Here is a 16,424-nt window from a genome sequence, read left to right as displayed (position 1 = left end):
TGAGCGAAGTCGAAGGACGGGCAGCAGGCGCCGCGCTTGAGGCCCGCACTTCGACTACGCTCAGTGCGAACGGAGTGGGGTCGAGTGGAGAATTGAGGAGATCGACATGTCCGACGATCAGCTCGAAGCCGTCCGCGAACAGGAAGCAGGAACCATGAACCGACTGCAGACACTCGAAGCCGCCGGACAGGCCGTGTGGCTCGATTTCATCGACCGCAAGTTCATGGCCGAGGGCGGCCTCAAGAAATTGGTCGAGGAGGATGGCCTCACCGGCGTCACCTCCAACCCCTCGATCTTCGAGAAGGCGATGGGCCATGGCGACGCCTATGACGCGCAGCTGAAGGCCGAGGTCGAGGGCGATCCCCGCACCGTCGAGGGCACCTACGAGGCGCTGGCGATCAAGGACATCCAGGATGCCTGCGATACCCTGAGGCCGGTCTATGATCGCCTCGACGCGAAGGACGGCTACGTCTCGATGGAGGTGTCGCCCTACCTCGCGATGGAGACCGAAACGACGCTCGCCGCCGCCAAGCGGCTGTGGGGCGAGGTGAACCGGCCCAACCTGATGATCAAGATCCCCGGCACCGATCCGGGCGTCCCCGCCATCCACGATGCGATCGAGGCGGGCGTGAACATCAACGTCACCCTGCTCTTCTCGCTCGATGCCTACAAGAAGGTGCTGGAGGCCTATATTTCGGGACTGGAGGCGCGTGTCGCCAAGGGCGAGGCGATCGACCGCATCGCCTCGGTCGCCAGCTTCTTCGTCAGCCGCATCGACGGCATGATCGACAAGAAGATCGACGCGCTCGGCACCGACGAGGCCAAGGCGATCCGCGGCAAGGTCGCCATCGCCAACGCCAAGCTGGCCTACCAGCATTATCTGGAAGTGTCGGGCTCGGCCCGCTGGCGCGCGCTCGCCGAGAAGGGCGCGCAGCCGCAGCGCCTGCTCTGGGCGTCGACCGGCACCAAGGACAAGGCCTATTCGGACGTCCTCTATGTCGAGACGTTGATCGGCCGCGACACGGTCAACACCATGCCGCCCGCAACGATGGACGCCTTCCGCGATCATGGCGAGACGTCGAACAGCCTCGTCGCCGATATCGACGATGCCGAGAAGGTGTTGGCGACGGCGGAGAAACTGGGTCTCGATCTCGACGGCGTCACCGCGCAGTTGGTGAAGGACGGCGTGAAGTCCTTCGCCGATGCAGCCGATGCGCTCTACGGCGCGATCGCCGCGAAGCGCGGCAAGCTGCTCGAAGGCAAGCTGGATACGATCCAGGCCGACCTGCCCGCCGATCTCGATGCGAACGTGAAGGACGCGATCGAGAAAGCGCGCTCCGAAGGCTGGGCGCGCAAGCTCTGGGCGCACGACGCCTCGATGTGGACCGGCGGCGACGAGGGCAAGTGGCTCGGCTGGCTGCCCGCCGCCGAGGGCAAGCAGGTGGACATCGCCGCGCTGCAATCGCTCACGCAGGAAGCCAAGAAATACAAGGATGTCGTGCTGCTCGGCATGGGCGGTTCCAGCCTCGGGCCAGAGGTGATGGGGCTGATCCTGGGCGGCGGTTCGCCGAGGCTGCACGCGCTCGACAGCACCGATCCGGGGCAGGTCGCGACCGTCGCGGATTCGATCGATCCGGCCAACACGCTCTTCATCGTCTCCTCCAAATCGGGCTCGACGATGGAGCCCGAGCTGCTGCGCGCTTACTTCTTCGCGCGCTGCGAGCAGGCGGTCGGCGAGGGCAAGGCGGGCGGGCGCTTCGTCGCCGTGACCGATCCCGGCTCGAAGCTGGAGGCGGCGGCCAAGAAGGACGGCTTCGCCCACATCTTCTACGGCGATCCGACGATCGGCGGGCGCTATTCGGTGCTCTCCGTGTTCGGCATGGTGCCGTCGGCCGCGATCGGCATCGACGTCGCCGGCTTCTTCGATGTCGTGAAGGTGATGACACACTCCGTCGGCCCCGACGCGCCGCCCGCCGCGAACCCCGGCTTCGAGCTGGGCGCGATCATAGGCGCCGCCGCCGTCGCCGGCCGCGACAAGCTGACTTTGGTCCCCTCGCCCTCGCTCAAGCCGTTCGGCAGCTGGCTGGAGCAGCTGATCGCCGAGAGCACCGGCAAGCAGGGCAAGGGCATCGTGCCGGTCGATCTGGAGCCGCTCGGCGAGCCGGCCGACTATGGCGACGATCGCCTGTTCGTGCATCTCCACCTCGATGGTGACGAGATGTCGGCGGATCATGCGAAGCTGGATGCGCTGCAGGCGAGCGGCCAGCCGATCGTGACGATCAAGCTCGCGAAGAAGGAGGATATCGGGCAGGAGTTCGTCCGCTGGGAGGTCGCGACCGCCGTCGCCGGCGCGATCATCGGCATCGATCCGTTCGACCAGCCCGATGTCGAGGACGCCAAGATCCAGACGCGCGAGCTGATCGGCGAGTATGAGAAATCGGGTAGCCTCAAGCCCGAGACGGCCTTCTTCAAGGATAATGATTTCGCTTTCTACGCGCCCGCCAAGATCGAGGGCGGCGATGCGGCGGCGATCCTCAAGGCGCATCTCTCGACCGCGAACGCCGGCGATTATTTCGGCTTCCTCGCCTATATCGAGCGCAACGAGGCCCACGAGGCGGCGATCGAGGCGATGCGCGTCGATGTGCGCGACGCCAAGACGATCGCGACCGTCGCCGGCTTCGGCCCGCGCTTCCTCCACTCGACCGGCCAGGCGTACAAGGGCGGCCCGAAGGAAGGCATCTTCCTGACGATCACGCGCGAGCCGTCGCAGGATATCGCCATCCCCGGCAACCGCGCCTCGTTCGGCACCGTTCAGCTCGCGCAGGCGCGCGGCGACATGGACGTGCTGGCCAGCCGCGGCCAGCGCGTGCTGCGCGTCCACCTGAAGGACGAGAAATCCGGCCCCGAGGCGCTTGCCCGCGCGTTGGAGGCGGCAACCAAGGCGTAATGGCCAAGCTTAACCTGGAGTAATCCCCAAATGCAGATCGGCATCGTCGGCCTCGGCCGGATGGGCGGCGGCATCGCCAAGCGCCTGATGGAACATGGCCACAAAACCGTGGTCTACGATCAGGCTGAGAAGGCGGTCGCCGATATCGTCAGCGCCGGGGCCAAGGGCAGCTCCTCGCTGCAGGACATGGTGTCCAAGCTCGACAAGCCCCGCGCCGTTTGGGTGATGCTGCCCGCCGGCAAGATCACCGAGGATACGATCGAAACGCTCTCCGGCCTGCTGGAGCAGGGCGACACGATCATCGACGGCGGCAACACCTTCTATAAGGACGACATGCGCCGCGCCAAAACGCTGGAACCCAAAGGCATCCACTATGTCGACGTCGGCACCTCGGGCGGCGTGTGGGGTCTGGAGCGCGGCTTCTGCATGATGATCGGCGGGCCGAAGCAGCAGGTCGATCGGCTGGATCCGATCTTCGAAGCACTGGCGCCCGGAGTCGGCACGATCACCCGCACCACCGGCCGCGACGGCGAGCCGACCCGCCCCGAAAAGGGCTATATCCACGCCGGGCCGGCGGGCGCGGGCCACTTCGTCAAGATGGTCCACAACGGCATCGAATACGGCATCATGGCCGCCTATGCCGAGGGCTTCGACGTGCTGAAGACCAAGAATGGCGATCACCTGCCCGAGGACCAGCGCTTCGAACTCAACATGCCCGACATCGCCGAGGTGTGGCGGCGCGGATCGGTGATCTCTTCCTGGCTGCTCGATCTGGCGGCGGACGCGCTCTACGAGAATCACGACCTCACCGAATATACCGGCAAGGTCGCCGACAGCGGCGAAGGCCAGTGGACGATCGACGCGGCGATGGAAGAGGCTGTGCCCGCCTACGTCCTTTCGGCCGCGCTCTTCGCCCGCTACCGCTCGCGCAGCGACAATACGTTCGGCGACAAGCTGCTTTCGGCCATGCGGCATGGTTTCGGCGGCCACGTCGAAATGCCGCAATAATGCTGAAAGCGCGGAAGAAGGCGCCCAAGACGGTCAAGGCCGGCGAGCCGGCGCCGGCGGCCACCCTCGTGATCTTCGGCGGCGTCGGCGATCTGTCGCGCCGCCTGCTGACGCCGGCGCTGGTCAACCTGACGCGCGACGGGCTGATCGGCGCCGATCTCTCGATCGTGGTCGTCAGCCGGGGTCCGGACGCGCAGTTCGAGAAGGAGCTCGAAGAGCATCTCGATCTTGCCGACAAGCCCACCAAGACGGCGTGGGCGACGCGCTGCAAGAAACTCAGTTATTATCAGGGCGAATTCGACGATCCCGCCACCTTCGAGGGGCTGGCGAAGCAGCTCTCCGGCAATGTCGCCTTCTACCTCGCCACCGCCGCCAGCTTCTTCGGACCCGTAGCGCAGAGCCTCGCGAAAGCAGGGCTGCTCAAGGAAACCGAGGGCTTCCGCCGCGTCGTCGTCGAGAAGCCGTTCGGCCATGATCTGGCCTCCGCCAAGGCGCTCAACAAGACCTTGCTGTCGGTGATGGACGAGACGCAGATCTTCCGCATCGACCATTTCCTCGGCAAGGAAACGGTGCAGAACATCATGGTCGCGCGCTTCGGCAACGCCTTCCTCGAGGCGGTGTGGAACGCGCGCTACATCGATCATGTCGAGATCACCGCCGCCGAGACGGTGGATGTCGGCACGCGCGGCGCCTTCTACGATGCCACCGGCGCGATGCGAGACATGGTGCCCAACCACCTCTTCCAGCTGCTCGCCATGGTCGGCATGGAGCCGCCCAACAGCTTCGACGCGGAAGCCGTGCGCAACGAGAAGGTGAAGTTGCTGCAGGCGGTCCGCGTTCCCACGCCGAAGGAAGCGAAGGTCGATGCGGTGCGCGGCCGCTACGCCGGCGGCACGATCGCCGGCAAGAAGGTGGTGCCCTATCTCAAGGCGGCCGACGTCGCGAAGGGCAGCACCACCGAGACCTATGTCGCGATGAAGCTGATGGTCGACAGCTGGCGCTGGGCGGGCGTGCCCTTCTACCTGCGCACCGGCAAGGCGTTGGCGGCTCGGGACACCGAGATCGTGATCCAGTTCAAGCCGATCGCGCTCGCCATGTTCCGCAACACCGACATCTCCAAGATCCCGCCCAACAAGCTGGTCATCCAGATCCAGCCCAACGAGGGGCTGGATCTGCATTTCAACGCCAAGGTGCCCGGCCCCGTGGTCGACACCAAGGAGGTCTGCATGGCCTTCCGCTATGCCGACAATTTCGATCTCGGCCACCGCACAGGCTACGAGACCCTGCTCTACGACGTGCTGATCGGCGACCAGTCGCTGTTCCAGCGCGCCGATCAGGTGGAGCGTGGCTGGCAGATCGTCCAGCCGATCCTCAACGCATGGGACAAAGGCGGCGAGCCGGAGGATTACGAGGCCGGTTCGGAGGGGCCGGCGGGCGCGGACGCGCTGCTCGAGCGCGACGGCCGCACATGGCATCCGGTCGCATGAGTGACCGCCTTATCCGTCTGTTGGTTTCCGACGTCGACGGCACGCTGGTCCGCCACGACAAGACGCTCGCCGAGGCCACGATCGATGCGGCGAAGCGGCTGGAACATGCCACGGTCCACATGACGCTGATCAGCGCGCGGCCGCCATCGGGTATCCTGCCGCTGGCCAAGGCGCTCGGGCTGACGGCGCCGCTCGGGGCGTTCAACGGCGGGACGCTGGTGATGCCCTCGGGCGACATCCTCACCGCGCGCCATCTCTCGGCGGATGCCAGCCGCAAGGCCTACGAGGTCATCCGTGCGAGCGGCGCCTCGCTGTGGGTGTTCGCGGACGGGAAATGGTTCGCGGACGACGCGACCAACCCGCACGTGCCGCACGAGGTGAAGTCGGCGATGGTCGATCCGGTGCTGGACGGCGACTGGGAGTCGCTCCACGGACGGATCGACAAGATCGTCGGCGTCAGCGACGACAAGGGCCTGATCGCCAAGCTGGAGGCGGACAGCAAGGCCGCGATCGGCGGCGATGCTGAGATCTCCTGCTCGCAGACCTATTATTGCGACATCACCCACCCGCTCGCCAACAAGGGCGACGGCATCGTCGCGCTGTGCGCCGCGATCGGCGTGTCGCTGGAGGAAACGGCGGCGATCGGCGACATGCCCAACGACATCCCGATGCTCAAGCGCGCCGGCATCGCGATAGCGATGGGCCAGGCGCCGGTGGCAGTGACCACCGAAGCGGATTGGGTCAGCGCATCGAACGACGAGGATGGCGTGGCCAAGGCGATTGAGCGGATCCTGCTGCCGGAGGTGGCGCGGCACCGGCTGTAGCCCCTACCTCCCCGTTCCGGGGAGGTGTTTTGGGGTTACCCCGCCAGCGGCAGGCTCAGCCTCACCAGCAGCCCGCCGAGATCCTCGCTCTCCTCCAGCGCCACCGTGCCGCCGTATATCTCCGCCACGTCGCGCACGATGGCGAGGCCCAGCCCCGTGCCCGGCTTGCCCGTATCCAGCCGCGCGCCGCGCCCGAAGATCTTCTCGCGCTCGGCCTCGGGGATACCGCGGCCGTCATCCTCGATCATGACCTCGACCATCGGGGCCTTGGCTGTGACCGTCGCGAACACACGCCCGCCGCCATATTTCGCCGCATTCTCCATCAGGTTGCCGAGCAGCTCGTCGAGGTCCTGCCGCTCGACGCGGACCGCCAGCCCCTTCTCGCCGTCGAGGTCGATCACCGCCTCGGGGAACAGCCGGTCCACGGCGCGCTCCACCGCCTGCAGCGAGGCCCAGACATCCGCCCGGCTCTGCGCCGACCCGCGCCGTCCGACGGCGCGGGCGCGGGCGAGGTGGTGGTCGACCTGCCGCCGCATCGTCCGCGCCTCGCGCATCACCGTGGCGTTGAGATCGGGCGAGCGCGCAGTCGCCTCGTTCATGATCACCGTCAGCGGCGTCTTGAGCGCATGGGCGAGGTTGCCGGCATGGGTGCGCGCCTCCTCCGCCTGTCGCTCGTTGTGGGCGAGCAGATCGTTCAGCTCTTCCACCATCGGCCGGATTTCGACCGGCAGCTTCACGTCCACCCGGCTGAACCGCCCCGACCGCACGCCGGCGATGGCGAGCCGAACCCGCCGCAGCGGCCACAGGCCGTAGATGGTCTGCAGCGCCGACATCAGGATCAGGCCCAGCCCGAGGATCGCGAAGCTGCGCACCATCGTCTTGCGCAGCACGCCGATCTGGTCGTCCAGCGTGTCGCGGCTTTCGGCCACCTGGAAGCGCCACGTCGTCTTCGAACCCGGCAGCTTCACGTCGCGCTCCAGCACGCGCAACGGCTCGTCCTTGAACTGCTTGTTGTCATAGGAGGCCTCGACCGGCACCGACTTGTCGAGGTTCACGTCGAGCGTCTGGTCCCACAGCGATCGCGACGGAAAGGGATCATGCCCCTTGCCGGAGACCTGCCAGTAGAGGCCGGAATAGGGCTCCAGGAAACGCTGGTCGGCGAGCGGGCGGTTGAAGCGCACTTCCTGATCCGGGCCAATCTCGGCCTGCACGATCATTGCCTTGAGGACGTAATCGAGGTTGGAATCGAAGTTCCGGGTGAGCGCGTCCACCAGCAGCCGATTGAGCGCGAACGCGCCACCGGACAGCAGCACCAGGATCCACAGCGCCGCGACGCCGATCATGCGCCGCGTCAGCGAGCCGGAGGTGCGCCCGTCCCGCCCCCATTCGCGCCCGTGCGGTCGGAGGAAAGCCATGATCCGCAGGACGTTCACCACGGCCCGCCACCAGCGCTCGCGCCGATCCTCGGCGGGCGCGGGTGTGGGAGGTGGCTCCTCAGGCGGTTGCTGCGTCGGGCTCTTCAAGGCTGTAGCCCAGGCCCCGGATGGTGGTGATGATGTCCTGCCCGAGCTTCTTGCGGATGCGGGTGACGAACACCTCGATCGTGTTGGAGTCGCGATCGAAATCCTGATCGTAGATATGCTCGATCAGCTCGGTGCGGCTCACCACCTTGCCCTTGTGGTGCATCAGGTAGCTGAGCAGCTTATATTCCTGCGCGGTCAGCTTCACCGGCTCGCCGGCGCGGGTGACCTTGCCGGAGCGGGTATCGAGCCGCACGTCGCCGGCGATCAGCTCGGACGAGGCGTTGCCCGAAGCCCGGCGGATCAGCGCGCGCAGGCGAGCGATCAGCTCCTCGGTCTGGAAGGGCTTGGCGAGATAGTCGTCGGCGCCGGCATCGAGGCCCGCCACCTTGTCCGACCAGCTGTCTCGCGCGGTGAGCACGAGGACGGGCATGTCCTTGCCGTCCTTGCGCCAGCGATCGAGGACGGTCAGCCCGTCGACCTCGGGAAGCCCCAGATCGAGGATGATCGCGTCATAGGTTTCGGTGGAGCCGAGATAATGGCCGTCCTCGCCATCGGTGGCGAGATCGACGGCATAGCCCGCGCCCTCCAGCGTGGCGCGCAGCTGGCGGCCCAGCGTGGGTTCGTCTTCGACGACGAGAATGCGCATGGCGGTTCGGCCCTTTCTGTGATCCTTCGCCCCTATGTGGCGCGGGGAAGCTGAACGGGCAAGCAACGGAACGGTTGCGATATATTCAGCTTACACCAGTCCGTTCGCCCTGAGGAGGGACTGAGCGGAGCGAAGCGGAGGCGAAGGTCCGTCTCGAAGGGCATGTGCAAGGTGCTTCGAGACGCCGCTTCGACAGGCTCAGCGGCTCCTCAGCATGAACGGAATGGCCTGTTTAGCGCGGCGAACGCCGGACCTCGCGGCCCGTGCGGCCGTCGACGTCCACCCAGGACACCGAGCCATCGCGCATATATTTCAGCCGGTAGCTGCCCTGGTCCGGATCGTAATCCGATCCCAGATAGTCGTAGCCCGGCATCCGCCCCTGCCACTGGCGCTGGATGTCGCGCAGCGGCGGGCCGCCCTCGCGGCGCATCTCGCGCGCCCGGAACTGCTCCATCGACCGGCGCGGCCACGCATCGGCAGCCGTGGAGACGGCTCCGATCAGCGACAGGCACAGGACGAAACGCTTCATCGACATGATGGCTGGCATAGCTTCGGGGCGTTGAACAACCCGTGAATAGGGCTTCGTTGCGCGGCGCGGCGATCTGTGGCGGATTTGCATCGCCCAGGGTTACATTCCGGCCGCATATCGCCTAGCTGCGCGAGCATGGCTGCTCCCGTCCTTTCCTATGAGAATCTCGGCGTCATTCAGGGCTCCGGCTGGCTGTTCCGGCATCTCGACATCCATGTGGGCCAACGCGACCGGCTGGCGCTGATCGGCCGCAATGGTGCTGGCAAGACGACCTTGCTCAAGCTGATCGCCGGCGCGATCGATTCGGACGAGGGCCGCCGCACGATCCAACCCGGCACGCGGGTGATCCTGCTGGAGCAGGAGCCGCGCATGGAAGGCTGCGCGACGCTGCGCGATTACGCGCTGGCCGCCCCCGATGCGCCCGCGCCCCACGAGGTGGAGGCGATCGCACAGCAGATCGGGCTCGATCTCGATCGTCCGGCGGATACGGCGTCCGGCGGCGAGCGCCGCCGCGCCGCCATCGCCCGCGCGCTGGCGCAGGACCCGGACGTGCTGCTGCTCGACGAGCCGACCAACCATCTCGATCTCGCCGCGATCGAGTGGCTGGAGGAGTGGCTGAGCCGCTTCACCGGCGCCTTCATCGCGATCAGCCACGATCGCGCCTTCCTCACCCGCCTGACGCGGCAGACTTTGTGGCTCGATCGCGGCGGCATCCGCCGCGCCGAGATCGGCTATGGCGGCTTCGAGGCGTGGACCGAGCAGGTCTATGCCGAGGAGGAGCGCAACGCCCAGAAGCTCGACGCCAAGCTCAAGATCGAGGAGCATTGGCTGCAGCGCGGCGTCACCGGGCGGCGGCGGCGCAACCAGGGGCGCCTCGCCAAGCTCAAGGAGATGCGCGCCACGCGTGCCGCGATGATGGGGCCGCAAGGCACCGCCGCGCTCGCCACCGCGACCGACGATGCGCGCTCGAAGACGGTGATCGACGTGAAGTGCGTCACCAAGCGCTACGGCGAGCGGACGATCATCAAGGATTTCACCTTCCGCGTCACCCGCGGCGACCGGATCGGCATCGTCGGCGCCAACGGCGCGGGCAAGACCACCCTGCTCAAGCTGCTGACCGGCGAGATCCAGCCCGACGAAGGCACGATCACCCAGGCGAAGACGCTGAACGGCGTGATCATCGACCAGCAGCGCAAATTGATGGCACCTGAGAAGCGGGTGCGTGACGTGCTGGCCGACGGCGGCGACTGGATCGATGTGCTCGGCACCAAGAAGCATGTGCAGGGCTATCTGAAGGAGTTCCTGTTCGATCCCTCGATCGCGGAAGCCCGGATAGCGTCGCTCTCCGGCGGCGAGCGATCGCGCCTGCTGCTGGCGCGCGAGTTCGCCCGCGCATCGAACCTGCTGGTGCTCGACGAGCCGACCAACGATCTCGACATGGAGACGCTCGATCTCCTGCAGGAGGTGATCGCCGACTATGAAGGCACCGTCCTGCTGGTCAGCCACGATCGCGACTTCCTCGATCGCACCGTGACGGTGACGCTCGGCCTCGACGGATCGGGCAAGGTCGACATCGTCGCGGGCGGATACGACGACTGGGCGAAGCGCCGCGCGCCGAAGGTGGAGGCGAAGAAGGCCTCTGCTCCCAAGGCGGATGTGCCCGCCGTCCCGCCGCCGCCGAAGAAGCCCAAGCTCTCCTACAAGGACCAGCGCGATCTCGATCTTCTGCCGAAGGAGATCGAGACGCTGGAGGCGCAGATCCTGCGCGACGAGGCAGCGCTCGCCGACCCGGACTTGTTCGCGAAGGATCCCAGGCGATTCGACACGCTGATGAAGGCGATCGAGACGGCGCGGGACAAGAAGGACGCCGCCGAGATGCGCTGGCTGGAACTGGCGGAGATGGCGGAAACGATGGGCTGAGCCGAATCCCGTTCTTCCTCGCAACATACGGTTTCGACGGGAGAATCGGATCAAATCCGATTTTTCGGTCGACCAACGTCCAAGCCCGCCTGCGACATTGGTGGAAGCACCCCCGCCGCCGGGCCTCGCGGTAAGATTTCGATAACCGCGTCCGCCCATCCCGGTCCCATCACCAAAGGGGGTCGGGTGTGACGCTGCAAGCCTTCACCGAATATCGCGATCGGATGCTCTCGATCATGGACGAGGCCGAGACCAAGCTCGGCCACGCCGTGCCGGCAGACAGCCTGATGCTCGATCTCGCGCGCAACCGCATGGCGCGCATCCTCACCGCCTATCACCTGTTCGCCGATCGCGAGCTGTTCGGCCCCTGCGCCGCGCCCGATCCGGCGAGCAGCGCGCGGCTGAAGATCGTGGCCGCCGAATGCGCCGCCCTCGCGCAGGATTTCCGCGCCTTCTCCCGCGATTGCACGATCAATCCGGTGATCGAACGCTGGGCCGGCTACCGGCTCGACGCGCTGGCGATGATGGCGCGCATCCGCAAGCATCTGGCGGCTGCCGAAGTGGAAGCGCGCTACTGCGCCGGCGCACAGCAGCCCCCGCCCACAAGCTACCGCAGCGCCGCGTGAAATCTGGAAATATCCGTTCGCCCTGAGGAGGGACTGAGCGTAGTCGAATGCCCGTCTCGAAGGGCATGCGCTGCTGCCGTGCTTCGAGACGCTGCTTCGACAAGCTCAGCGGCTCCTCAGCACGAACGGGACGGGTTTATACCCTATCCGTCCGCGCCCGCCGAGAAGGTGTCGCACTGGTTGGGATCGCCGCTGTCGATCCCGCGCTTGAGCCACTTCATCCGCTCGGCCGAGGTGCCGTGGGTGAAGCTGTCCGGCACCACCCGTCCCTGCGCCTCCTGCTGAAGCGTGTCGTCGCCGATCGCGTGCGCGGCGTTGAGGCCGCTCTCGACGTCGCCCGGCTCGATCCGGTCGCGGTTGTGCGCCGCCCACACGCCGGCGAAGCAATCCGCCTGCAGCTCGATCAGCACCTGGATGGCGTTGGACTGCTTCGTCGAGGCCGACTGCTGCTTCTGATTCTCCTCGCCTAGGATGCCGAGCTCGTCCTGCACGTGGTGGCCCACCTCGTGCGCGATCACATAGGCCTGGGCGAAATTGCCGTTCACCTTGAAGCGGTTCTGCAGCTCGTCGTAGAATTCGGTGTCGAGATAGATGCGCTTGTCGTTGGGGCAGTAGAACGGCCCCATCGCCGATTGCGCGGCGCCGCAGCCGGACTGGCCGTTGCGGCTGTAGAAGATCAAGGCGGTCGGGGTGTATTCCTTGCCCTGCTGGGCGAAGATCGGCCCCCACGTATCCTCGGTACTGGCAAGCACCTGGCAGGAGAATTTGCTCAGCGCGTTGGCCGAGCAGGCCTTGGCCGCGCCCTCGTGGCTGATCGTCGGGCCGCCGCCGGCCGGCAACGCATTCTGGCCGCCACCCATCAGCCCGAGCGGGTTCACGCCGAACAGCATCGCGCCGATCACCAGGACGACGATGCCGCCGATGCCGAAGCGGCTGCCGACGATCCCGAACAGCAGCGGCAGCAATCCGCCACCGCCGCCGAAGCCGCCGCCTCCACCATAATCCTGGCCGCGCTCGTCGCCGACATTGTCGCTGGTCCGGTAGTCGTCGAGCCGCATCGTCCACCCCTCGGGAGAATCACCCGCCAACCATAATGCGCGCCGTCGCGAACCGTTGCAAAATCGTCATGATCCTGTGCTTGATGCAATGCAGCAAAAGGATCATCTTGCCGCCATGTCCGAAGCCGATCCTCAGCGGCGCAGGTCGCTCGCACCGATGCCTCTGCCACCCAAGGTGGCGCTCGTCCTGCAGGGGGGCGGCGCTCTCGGCTCCTTCCAGGGCGGCATCTTCGAGGCGCTCGACGAGGCGCATATCCCCATCGACTGGGTGGCGGGCATCTCGATCGGCGCGGTCAACGCCGCGATCATCGCGGGCAATCCGCCCGAGCGGCGCGTCGCCCGACTGAAGGAAATGTGGGCGATCCTGACTTCGGCGCTGCCGAGCTTCCCGATCCCGCTCGTCACCGACCAGATGCGCGAGCTGCTCAACGAATGGTCCGCCGGCATGGTCGCCACCGCCGGCGTGCCGGGCTTCTTCTCGCCGCGCCCCTGGCCGCCGATCATGGCGATCCCCGGCACGATCGAGGCGCTCAGCTTCTACGACACCACGCCGCTGATCGAGACGCTGAACGGGCTGGTCGACTGGGATCTGCTCAACGACGGCCCGGTGCGGCTGTCGGTGGGCGCGGTGGAGATCGAGAGCGGCAATTTCCGCTTCTTCGATACGAAGCACGATCGCATCGACCATCGCCACATCATGGCCTCGGGCGCGCTGCCGCCCGGCCTGCCGCCGGTCGAGATCGAGGGCAAATGGTATTGGGACGGCGGCGTGGTCTCCAACACGCCCTTGAGCCACGTCCTCGACAACCAGACCGATGACATGCTGATCTTCCAGGTGGATCTCTTCTCGTCCAAGGGCGCGATGCCCAGGACGATGATGGACGTGAACGCGCGCGCCAAGGAGATCCAGTATTCCAGCCGCACCCGCACCATCTCGGATCAGTTGATGCAGGGCCGCAAGAAGCGCGAAGTGGCGCAGCGCGTGCTCGCCAAGCTGCCGCCCGAGCTGCACGACGATCCCGACGTGAAGGAGCTCACCGCGATCGCTCACGACCATGCCGTCGCGCTCGTCCAGATGATCTACCGTGCCAATGCCTGGGAGGGCGGATCGCGCGACTACGAGTTTTCCGAGCGCACCCGGCTGGAGCATTGGCAGGCCGGACGTGATGCGGTGGCGCGGACGATCAGGAATTCGGCGGTGCTCGCCAAGGATATTTCCGGCCGCAAGACGATGGCCTTCGATCTCAACCGCCCCTGATCCCCCTCAGCCAAGGAGTCTCCCCCCATGTTCCTCAAAGGCAAGACCGCGCTCGTCACCGGCTCCACCTCGGGCATCGGGCTCGCTTACGCTAAGGCGCTGGCGGCCGAGGGCGCGCAGGTGATGATCAACGGCTTCGGCGACGCCGACGCGATCGAGAAAGAGCGCGCCGGCCTCGAGGCGACCTCCAGCAAGGCGCTTTACGACGGCGCCGACATGACCAAGCCCGACGAGGTCGCGGCGATGGTCAAGCGCTGCCACGACGAGCTGGGCGGGCCGGACATCGTCATCGCCAATGCCGGCATCCAGCATGTCGAGCCGATCGAGAGCTTCCCGATCGACAAGTGGAACCAGATCATCGCGATCAACCTGACCTCGGCCTTCCTGCTGCTGCGGGCGTCTATCCCATACTTCAAGGAAAAGAAGTGGGGCCGCTTCATCTCCACGGCCTCGGCGCACTCGCTGGTCGCCTCGCCGTTCAAGTCGGCCTACGTCACCGCCAAGCACGGCATCGCCGGCCTCACCAAGACGGCGGCGCTGGAGCTCGCCACCTTCGGCACGACGGTGAACTGCATCTCGCCGGGCTATGTCTGGACGCCGCTGGTCGAGAACCAGATCCCGGACACGATGAAGGCGCGCAACTTGACGCGCGATCAGGTGATCAACGACGTGCTGCTGGACGGCCAGCCGACCAAGCAGTTCGTCACCGCCGAGCAGGTGGCGGCGCTGGCGGTGTTCCTGTGCCGCGACGAGGCGGCGCAGATCACCGGCTCCAACTACTCGATCGACGGCGGCTGGACGGCGGAGTGATCTTGAAGCCCTCTTCCGCTCTTCGCGGGAGAGGGCTTTACGCTTACCGCCCACCCGCTAAGACTTCGCGCATGACGCTTTCGCCAGCCCGCCTGCTCGCTCTCTTCCTGTGCGCGGGCCTCGCGGCGTGCGCGCACAACCAGGCGCCCTGCCCGCCGGTCGCGCCGGGTTCGGCAGGCGCGGATGGCCTGCCGGACTGGCACGACGTTATCACCGATCCCGATCACGTCCGCCTGAGGGACTGGCGCAAGGCCTTCGTAGCCGGGCTCGATCAGGCGCGGCAGGGCGGCCATGGTGCCGAGATCGACGCCGAGGGCAGGCTGCTCGATCCCGACGCGGGGACGGACGGCGCGACGCTCCCGGTCGGCCATTATCGCTGCCGGACGATCAAGGTTGGCGCGAAGGATACGGCACGCACCAGCTACATCGCCTATCCCGCGCACCACTGCCAGGTGCGTCCATCAGACAAGCTCACGCGGCTGGTGGAACTCGATGGGCTGCAGAAGCCGTCGGGCCGCCTCTATCCAGACGGGCCTTCGCGCACCGTCTTCCTCGGCACGATGATCCTCGGCGACGAGCAGAAGCCGATCGCCTACGGCCGCGACGCCGATCGCGACATGGTGGGCGCGGTGCAGCGCATCGGCGACAAGCAGTGGCGGATGCTGATCCCCGATCCCGCCTGGGAATCGAAGATCGACGTGATGGAGCTGGTGCCGGAGAACTGACGGCTATGCCGCGGCCCGGCTCTTCTCGTTCAGCACCCTCAGCTGCGTCTCACTCAGCGTCAGTTCCATCGCACCCAGCAGATCCTCGAGCTGTTTGACGCTGGTCGCGCTGGCGATCGGCGCCGCGATGCCCGGCTGGGCGGCGATCCAGGCGAGCGCGATCTGCGCGTGGGTGGCCCCCGTCTCCTCGACCACCGCATCGAGTCCGGCCAGCACCGCAGGGCCGTTGCTCTCCATATATTTGCGGGCGTTGCGGCTGCGCGTACCCTTCAGATCGTCCTGCGTCCGGTACTTGCCTGTCAGATAACCCGACGCCAGGCCATAATAGGGCGTCATGCCGATGCCGTGCTCGACGCAATATTCCTGCACCGCGCCCTCATAATCGGCGCGCTCCAGCAGGTTGTACTGGTTCTGGAGCGCCTGATAGCGCGCCAGGTCCTTGCGCTCCTGCGCGTCGATCGCCGAGGCGAGGCGAGCCGCATCGAAATTGGAGGCGCCGACCGTCCGCACCTTGCCGGCCTTCACCAGCGCGCCGAATGTCTCCGCCACTTCGCCCTGATCCGCCCGGGCATCGTCCTGATGCGCGAGATACAGGTCGACATAATCGGTGCCGAGCCGCGCGAGCGACGCGTCGATCGCCTTGTGGATATGCGCCGGCGCCAGCCCCTTCACCCCGTCTATCTCCAGCATGCCGACCTTGGTCGTGATCAGCACGTCGTCACGCCGACCACGCCGTTTCAGCCACTTGCCGATGATGGTTTCAGATTCACCGCCGACATTGCCGGGCGCGAAAGCCATATAGACGTCGGCGGTGTCGATCATTCGCCCGCCACCCGCGACGAAAGCGTCGAGCACGGCGAAGCTGGTCGCCTCGTCGATCGTCCAGCCGAACACGTTGCCGCCGAGGATCAGCGGCGGCGTCTCCAGATCCGATCGTCCGATCCTGCGCAGCTCCGCCATGATGTCTCTCCTCGCTGATGTCCTAGAACGGTTTGTCCAGGGTGATATGTCCGTCGCGCTTGAGCGCCTCGACCGCGCGTTTGACCTGCTGGCTGTCGCCGCG

14 protein-coding genes are annotated in these 16,424 nt (G+C 66.5%); 9 read left to right on the top strand and 5 right to left on the bottom strand.

The genetic code is table 11. The features are described 5' to 3' along the window. The first annotated feature begins 106 nt into the window (after positions 1 to 106). From HZF05_RS04340 to HZF05_RS04325, 4 genes are read left to right on the top strand one after another with little or no spacing between them, the layout of a single operon-like run. Positions 107 to 2,947, top strand: a complete 2,841-nt coding sequence (locus HZF05_RS04340) for a bifunctional transaldolase/phosoglucose isomerase (RefSeq protein ID WP_246331584.1) — start codon at positions 107 to 109, stop codon at positions 2,945 to 2,947. Between the two features lie 30 nt (positions 2,948 to 2,977). Continuing rightward, positions 2,978 to 3,955, top strand: coding sequence for a phosphogluconate dehydrogenase (NAD(+)-dependent, decarboxylating) (gnd, locus tag HZF05_RS04335; RefSeq protein ID WP_160363175.1), 978 nt, complete (start codon positions 2,978 to 2,980; stop codon positions 3,953 to 3,955). Beyond that, positions 3,955 to 5,442, top strand: a complete 1,488-nt coding sequence (gene zwf, locus HZF05_RS04330; protein ID WP_160363174.1) for a glucose-6-phosphate dehydrogenase — start codon at positions 3,955 to 3,957, stop codon at positions 5,440 to 5,442. The genes gnd and zwf overlap by 1 nt, the downstream gene beginning before the upstream one ends. Then, complete coding sequence (locus HZF05_RS04325) at positions 5,439 to 6,266, top strand: HAD family hydrolase (RefSeq protein WP_160363173.1); 828 nt, start codon at positions 5,439 to 5,441, stop codon at positions 6,264 to 6,266. The genes zwf and HZF05_RS04325 overlap by 4 nt, the downstream gene beginning before the upstream one ends. A gap of 35 nt (positions 6,267 to 6,301) precedes the next feature. On the opposite strand, the gene HZF05_RS04320 is transcribed toward HZF05_RS04325, so the two are convergent. The 3 genes from HZF05_RS04320 to HZF05_RS04310 all read right to left on the bottom strand — a co-directional run bounded on the left by HZF05_RS04320 (position 6,302) and on the right by HZF05_RS04310 (position 8,964). Beyond that, entirely contained in the window at positions 6,302 to 7,609 is a 1,308-nt protein-coding gene (locus tag HZF05_RS04320) for an ATP-binding protein (RefSeq protein WP_160363705.1), read from the bottom strand. Positions 7,610 to 7,760: 151 nt separating this feature from the next. Beyond that, positions 7,761 to 8,435, bottom strand: coding sequence for a response regulator transcription factor (locus HZF05_RS04315; RefSeq protein WP_110155760.1), 675 nt, complete (start codon positions 8,433 to 8,435; stop codon positions 7,761 to 7,763). A gap of 232 nt (positions 8,436 to 8,667) precedes the next feature. Then, positions 8,668 to 8,964, bottom strand: a complete 297-nt coding sequence (locus HZF05_RS04310; protein ID WP_181638794.1) for a hypothetical protein — start codon at positions 8,962 to 8,964, stop codon at positions 8,668 to 8,670. Positions 8,965 to 9,099: 135 nt separating this feature from the next. Between HZF05_RS04310 and HZF05_RS04305 the strand changes: the two genes are divergently transcribed. Together HZF05_RS04305 and HZF05_RS04300 are read left to right on the top strand one after the other, a co-directional pair. Then, the gene (locus HZF05_RS04305) at positions 9,100 to 10,884 is read left to right on the top strand and encodes an ABC-F family ATP-binding cassette domain-containing protein (RefSeq protein ID WP_160363171.1); all 1,785 of its coding nucleotides are present in this window, start codon (positions 9,100 to 9,102) and stop codon (positions 10,882 to 10,884) included. A gap of 188 nt (positions 10,885 to 11,072) precedes the next feature. After that, positions 11,073 to 11,510: a hypothetical protein gene (locus tag HZF05_RS04300; protein ID WP_160363170.1), complete on the top strand. Its 438-nt coding sequence runs from the start codon at positions 11,073 to 11,075 to the stop codon at positions 11,508 to 11,510. 143 nt (positions 11,511 to 11,653) lie between these two features. On the opposite strand, the gene ypfJ is transcribed toward HZF05_RS04300, so the two are convergent. Continuing rightward, entirely contained in the window at positions 11,654 to 12,568 is a 915-nt protein-coding gene (ypfJ, locus tag HZF05_RS04295) for a KPN_02809 family neutral zinc metallopeptidase (RefSeq protein WP_160363169.1), read from the bottom strand. A 115-nt stretch (positions 12,569 to 12,683) separates the two neighbouring features. On the opposite strand from ypfJ, the gene HZF05_RS04290 reads away from it, so the two are divergent. The 3 genes from HZF05_RS04290 (at position 12,684) to HZF05_RS04280 (ending at position 15,361) form a co-directional block, all read left to right on the top strand. Next, positions 12,684 to 13,826: a patatin-like phospholipase family protein gene (locus HZF05_RS04290; RefSeq protein ID WP_160363168.1), complete on the top strand. Its 1,143-nt coding sequence runs from the start codon at positions 12,684 to 12,686 to the stop codon at positions 13,824 to 13,826. Positions 13,827 to 13,853: 27 nt separating this feature from the next. Beyond that, a complete protein-coding gene (locus HZF05_RS04285) occupies positions 13,854 to 14,636 on the top strand; it encodes a 3-hydroxybutyrate dehydrogenase (protein ID WP_160363167.1) in 783 nt (260 codons plus the stop codon). Between the two features lie 71 nt (positions 14,637 to 14,707). After that, positions 14,708 to 15,361, top strand: a complete 654-nt coding sequence (locus HZF05_RS04280; protein WP_160363166.1) for a DUF4893 domain-containing protein — start codon at positions 14,708 to 14,710, stop codon at positions 15,359 to 15,361. A 3-nt stretch (positions 15,362 to 15,364) separates the two neighbouring features. On the opposite strand, the gene HZF05_RS04275 is transcribed toward HZF05_RS04280, so the two are convergent. Next, positions 15,365 to 16,321, bottom strand: coding sequence for an aldo/keto reductase (locus HZF05_RS04275; protein ID WP_160363165.1), 957 nt, complete (start codon positions 16,319 to 16,321; stop codon positions 15,365 to 15,367). Positions 16,322 to 16,424 lie beyond the last annotated feature (103 nt).

Origin of the sequence: Sphingomonas chungangi, from assembly GCF_013778325.1 — a bacterium.
GTDB classification, from domain to species: domain Bacteria; phylum Pseudomonadota; class Alphaproteobacteria; order Sphingomonadales; family Sphingomonadaceae; genus Solisphingomonas; species Solisphingomonas chungangi.
Note: the sequence above shows the minus strand (reverse complement) of the source record. Positions and strands in the feature narration are given on the sequence as shown.

What these genes read in the sequence shown, in the direction of transcription:
- HZF05_RS04305 (WP_160363171.1), top strand. Translation starts at nt 9,100, where the DNA reads ATGGCTGCTCCCGTCCTTTCCTATGAGAATCTCGGCGTCATTCAGGGC.
- HZF05_RS04320 (WP_160363705.1), bottom strand. Translation starts at nt 7,609, where the DNA reads ATGATCGGCGTCGCGGCGCTGTGGATCCTGGTGCTGCTGTCCGGTGGC.
- HZF05_RS04290 (WP_160363168.1), top strand. Translation starts at nt 12,684, where the DNA reads ATGTCCGAAGCCGATCCTCAGCGGCGCAGGTCGCTCGCACCGATGCCT.
- zwf (WP_160363174.1), top strand. Translation starts at nt 3,955, where the DNA reads ATGCTGAAAGCGCGGAAGAAGGCGCCCAAGACGGTCAAGGCCGGCGAG.
- HZF05_RS04285 (WP_160363167.1), top strand. Translation starts at nt 13,854, where the DNA reads ATGTTCCTCAAAGGCAAGACCGCGCTCGTCACCGGCTCCACCTCGGGC.
- HZF05_RS04340 (WP_246331584.1), top strand. Translation starts at nt 107, where the DNA reads ATGTCCGACGATCAGCTCGAAGCCGTCCGCGAACAGGAAGCAGGAACC.
- HZF05_RS04280 (WP_160363166.1), top strand. Translation starts at nt 14,708, where the DNA reads ATGACGCTTTCGCCAGCCCGCCTGCTCGCTCTCTTCCTGTGCGCGGGC.
- HZF05_RS04315 (WP_110155760.1), bottom strand. Translation starts at nt 8,435, where the DNA reads ATGCGCATTCTCGTCGTCGAAGACGAACCCACGCTGGGCCGCCAGCTG.
- ypfJ (WP_160363169.1), bottom strand. Translation starts at nt 12,568, where the DNA reads ATGCGGCTCGACGACTACCGGACCAGCGACAATGTCGGCGACGAGCGC.
- gnd (WP_160363175.1), top strand. Translation starts at nt 2,978, where the DNA reads ATGCAGATCGGCATCGTCGGCCTCGGCCGGATGGGCGGCGGCATCGCC.
- HZF05_RS04275 (WP_160363165.1), bottom strand. Translation starts at nt 16,321, where the DNA reads ATGGCGGAGCTGCGCAGGATCGGACGATCGGATCTGGAGACGCCGCCG.
- HZF05_RS04310 (WP_181638794.1), bottom strand. Translation starts at nt 8,964, where the DNA reads ATGAAGCGTTTCGTCCTGTGCCTGTCGCTGATCGGAGCCGTCTCCACG.
- HZF05_RS04325 (WP_160363173.1), top strand. Translation starts at nt 5,439, where the DNA reads ATGAGTGACCGCCTTATCCGTCTGTTGGTTTCCGACGTCGACGGCACG.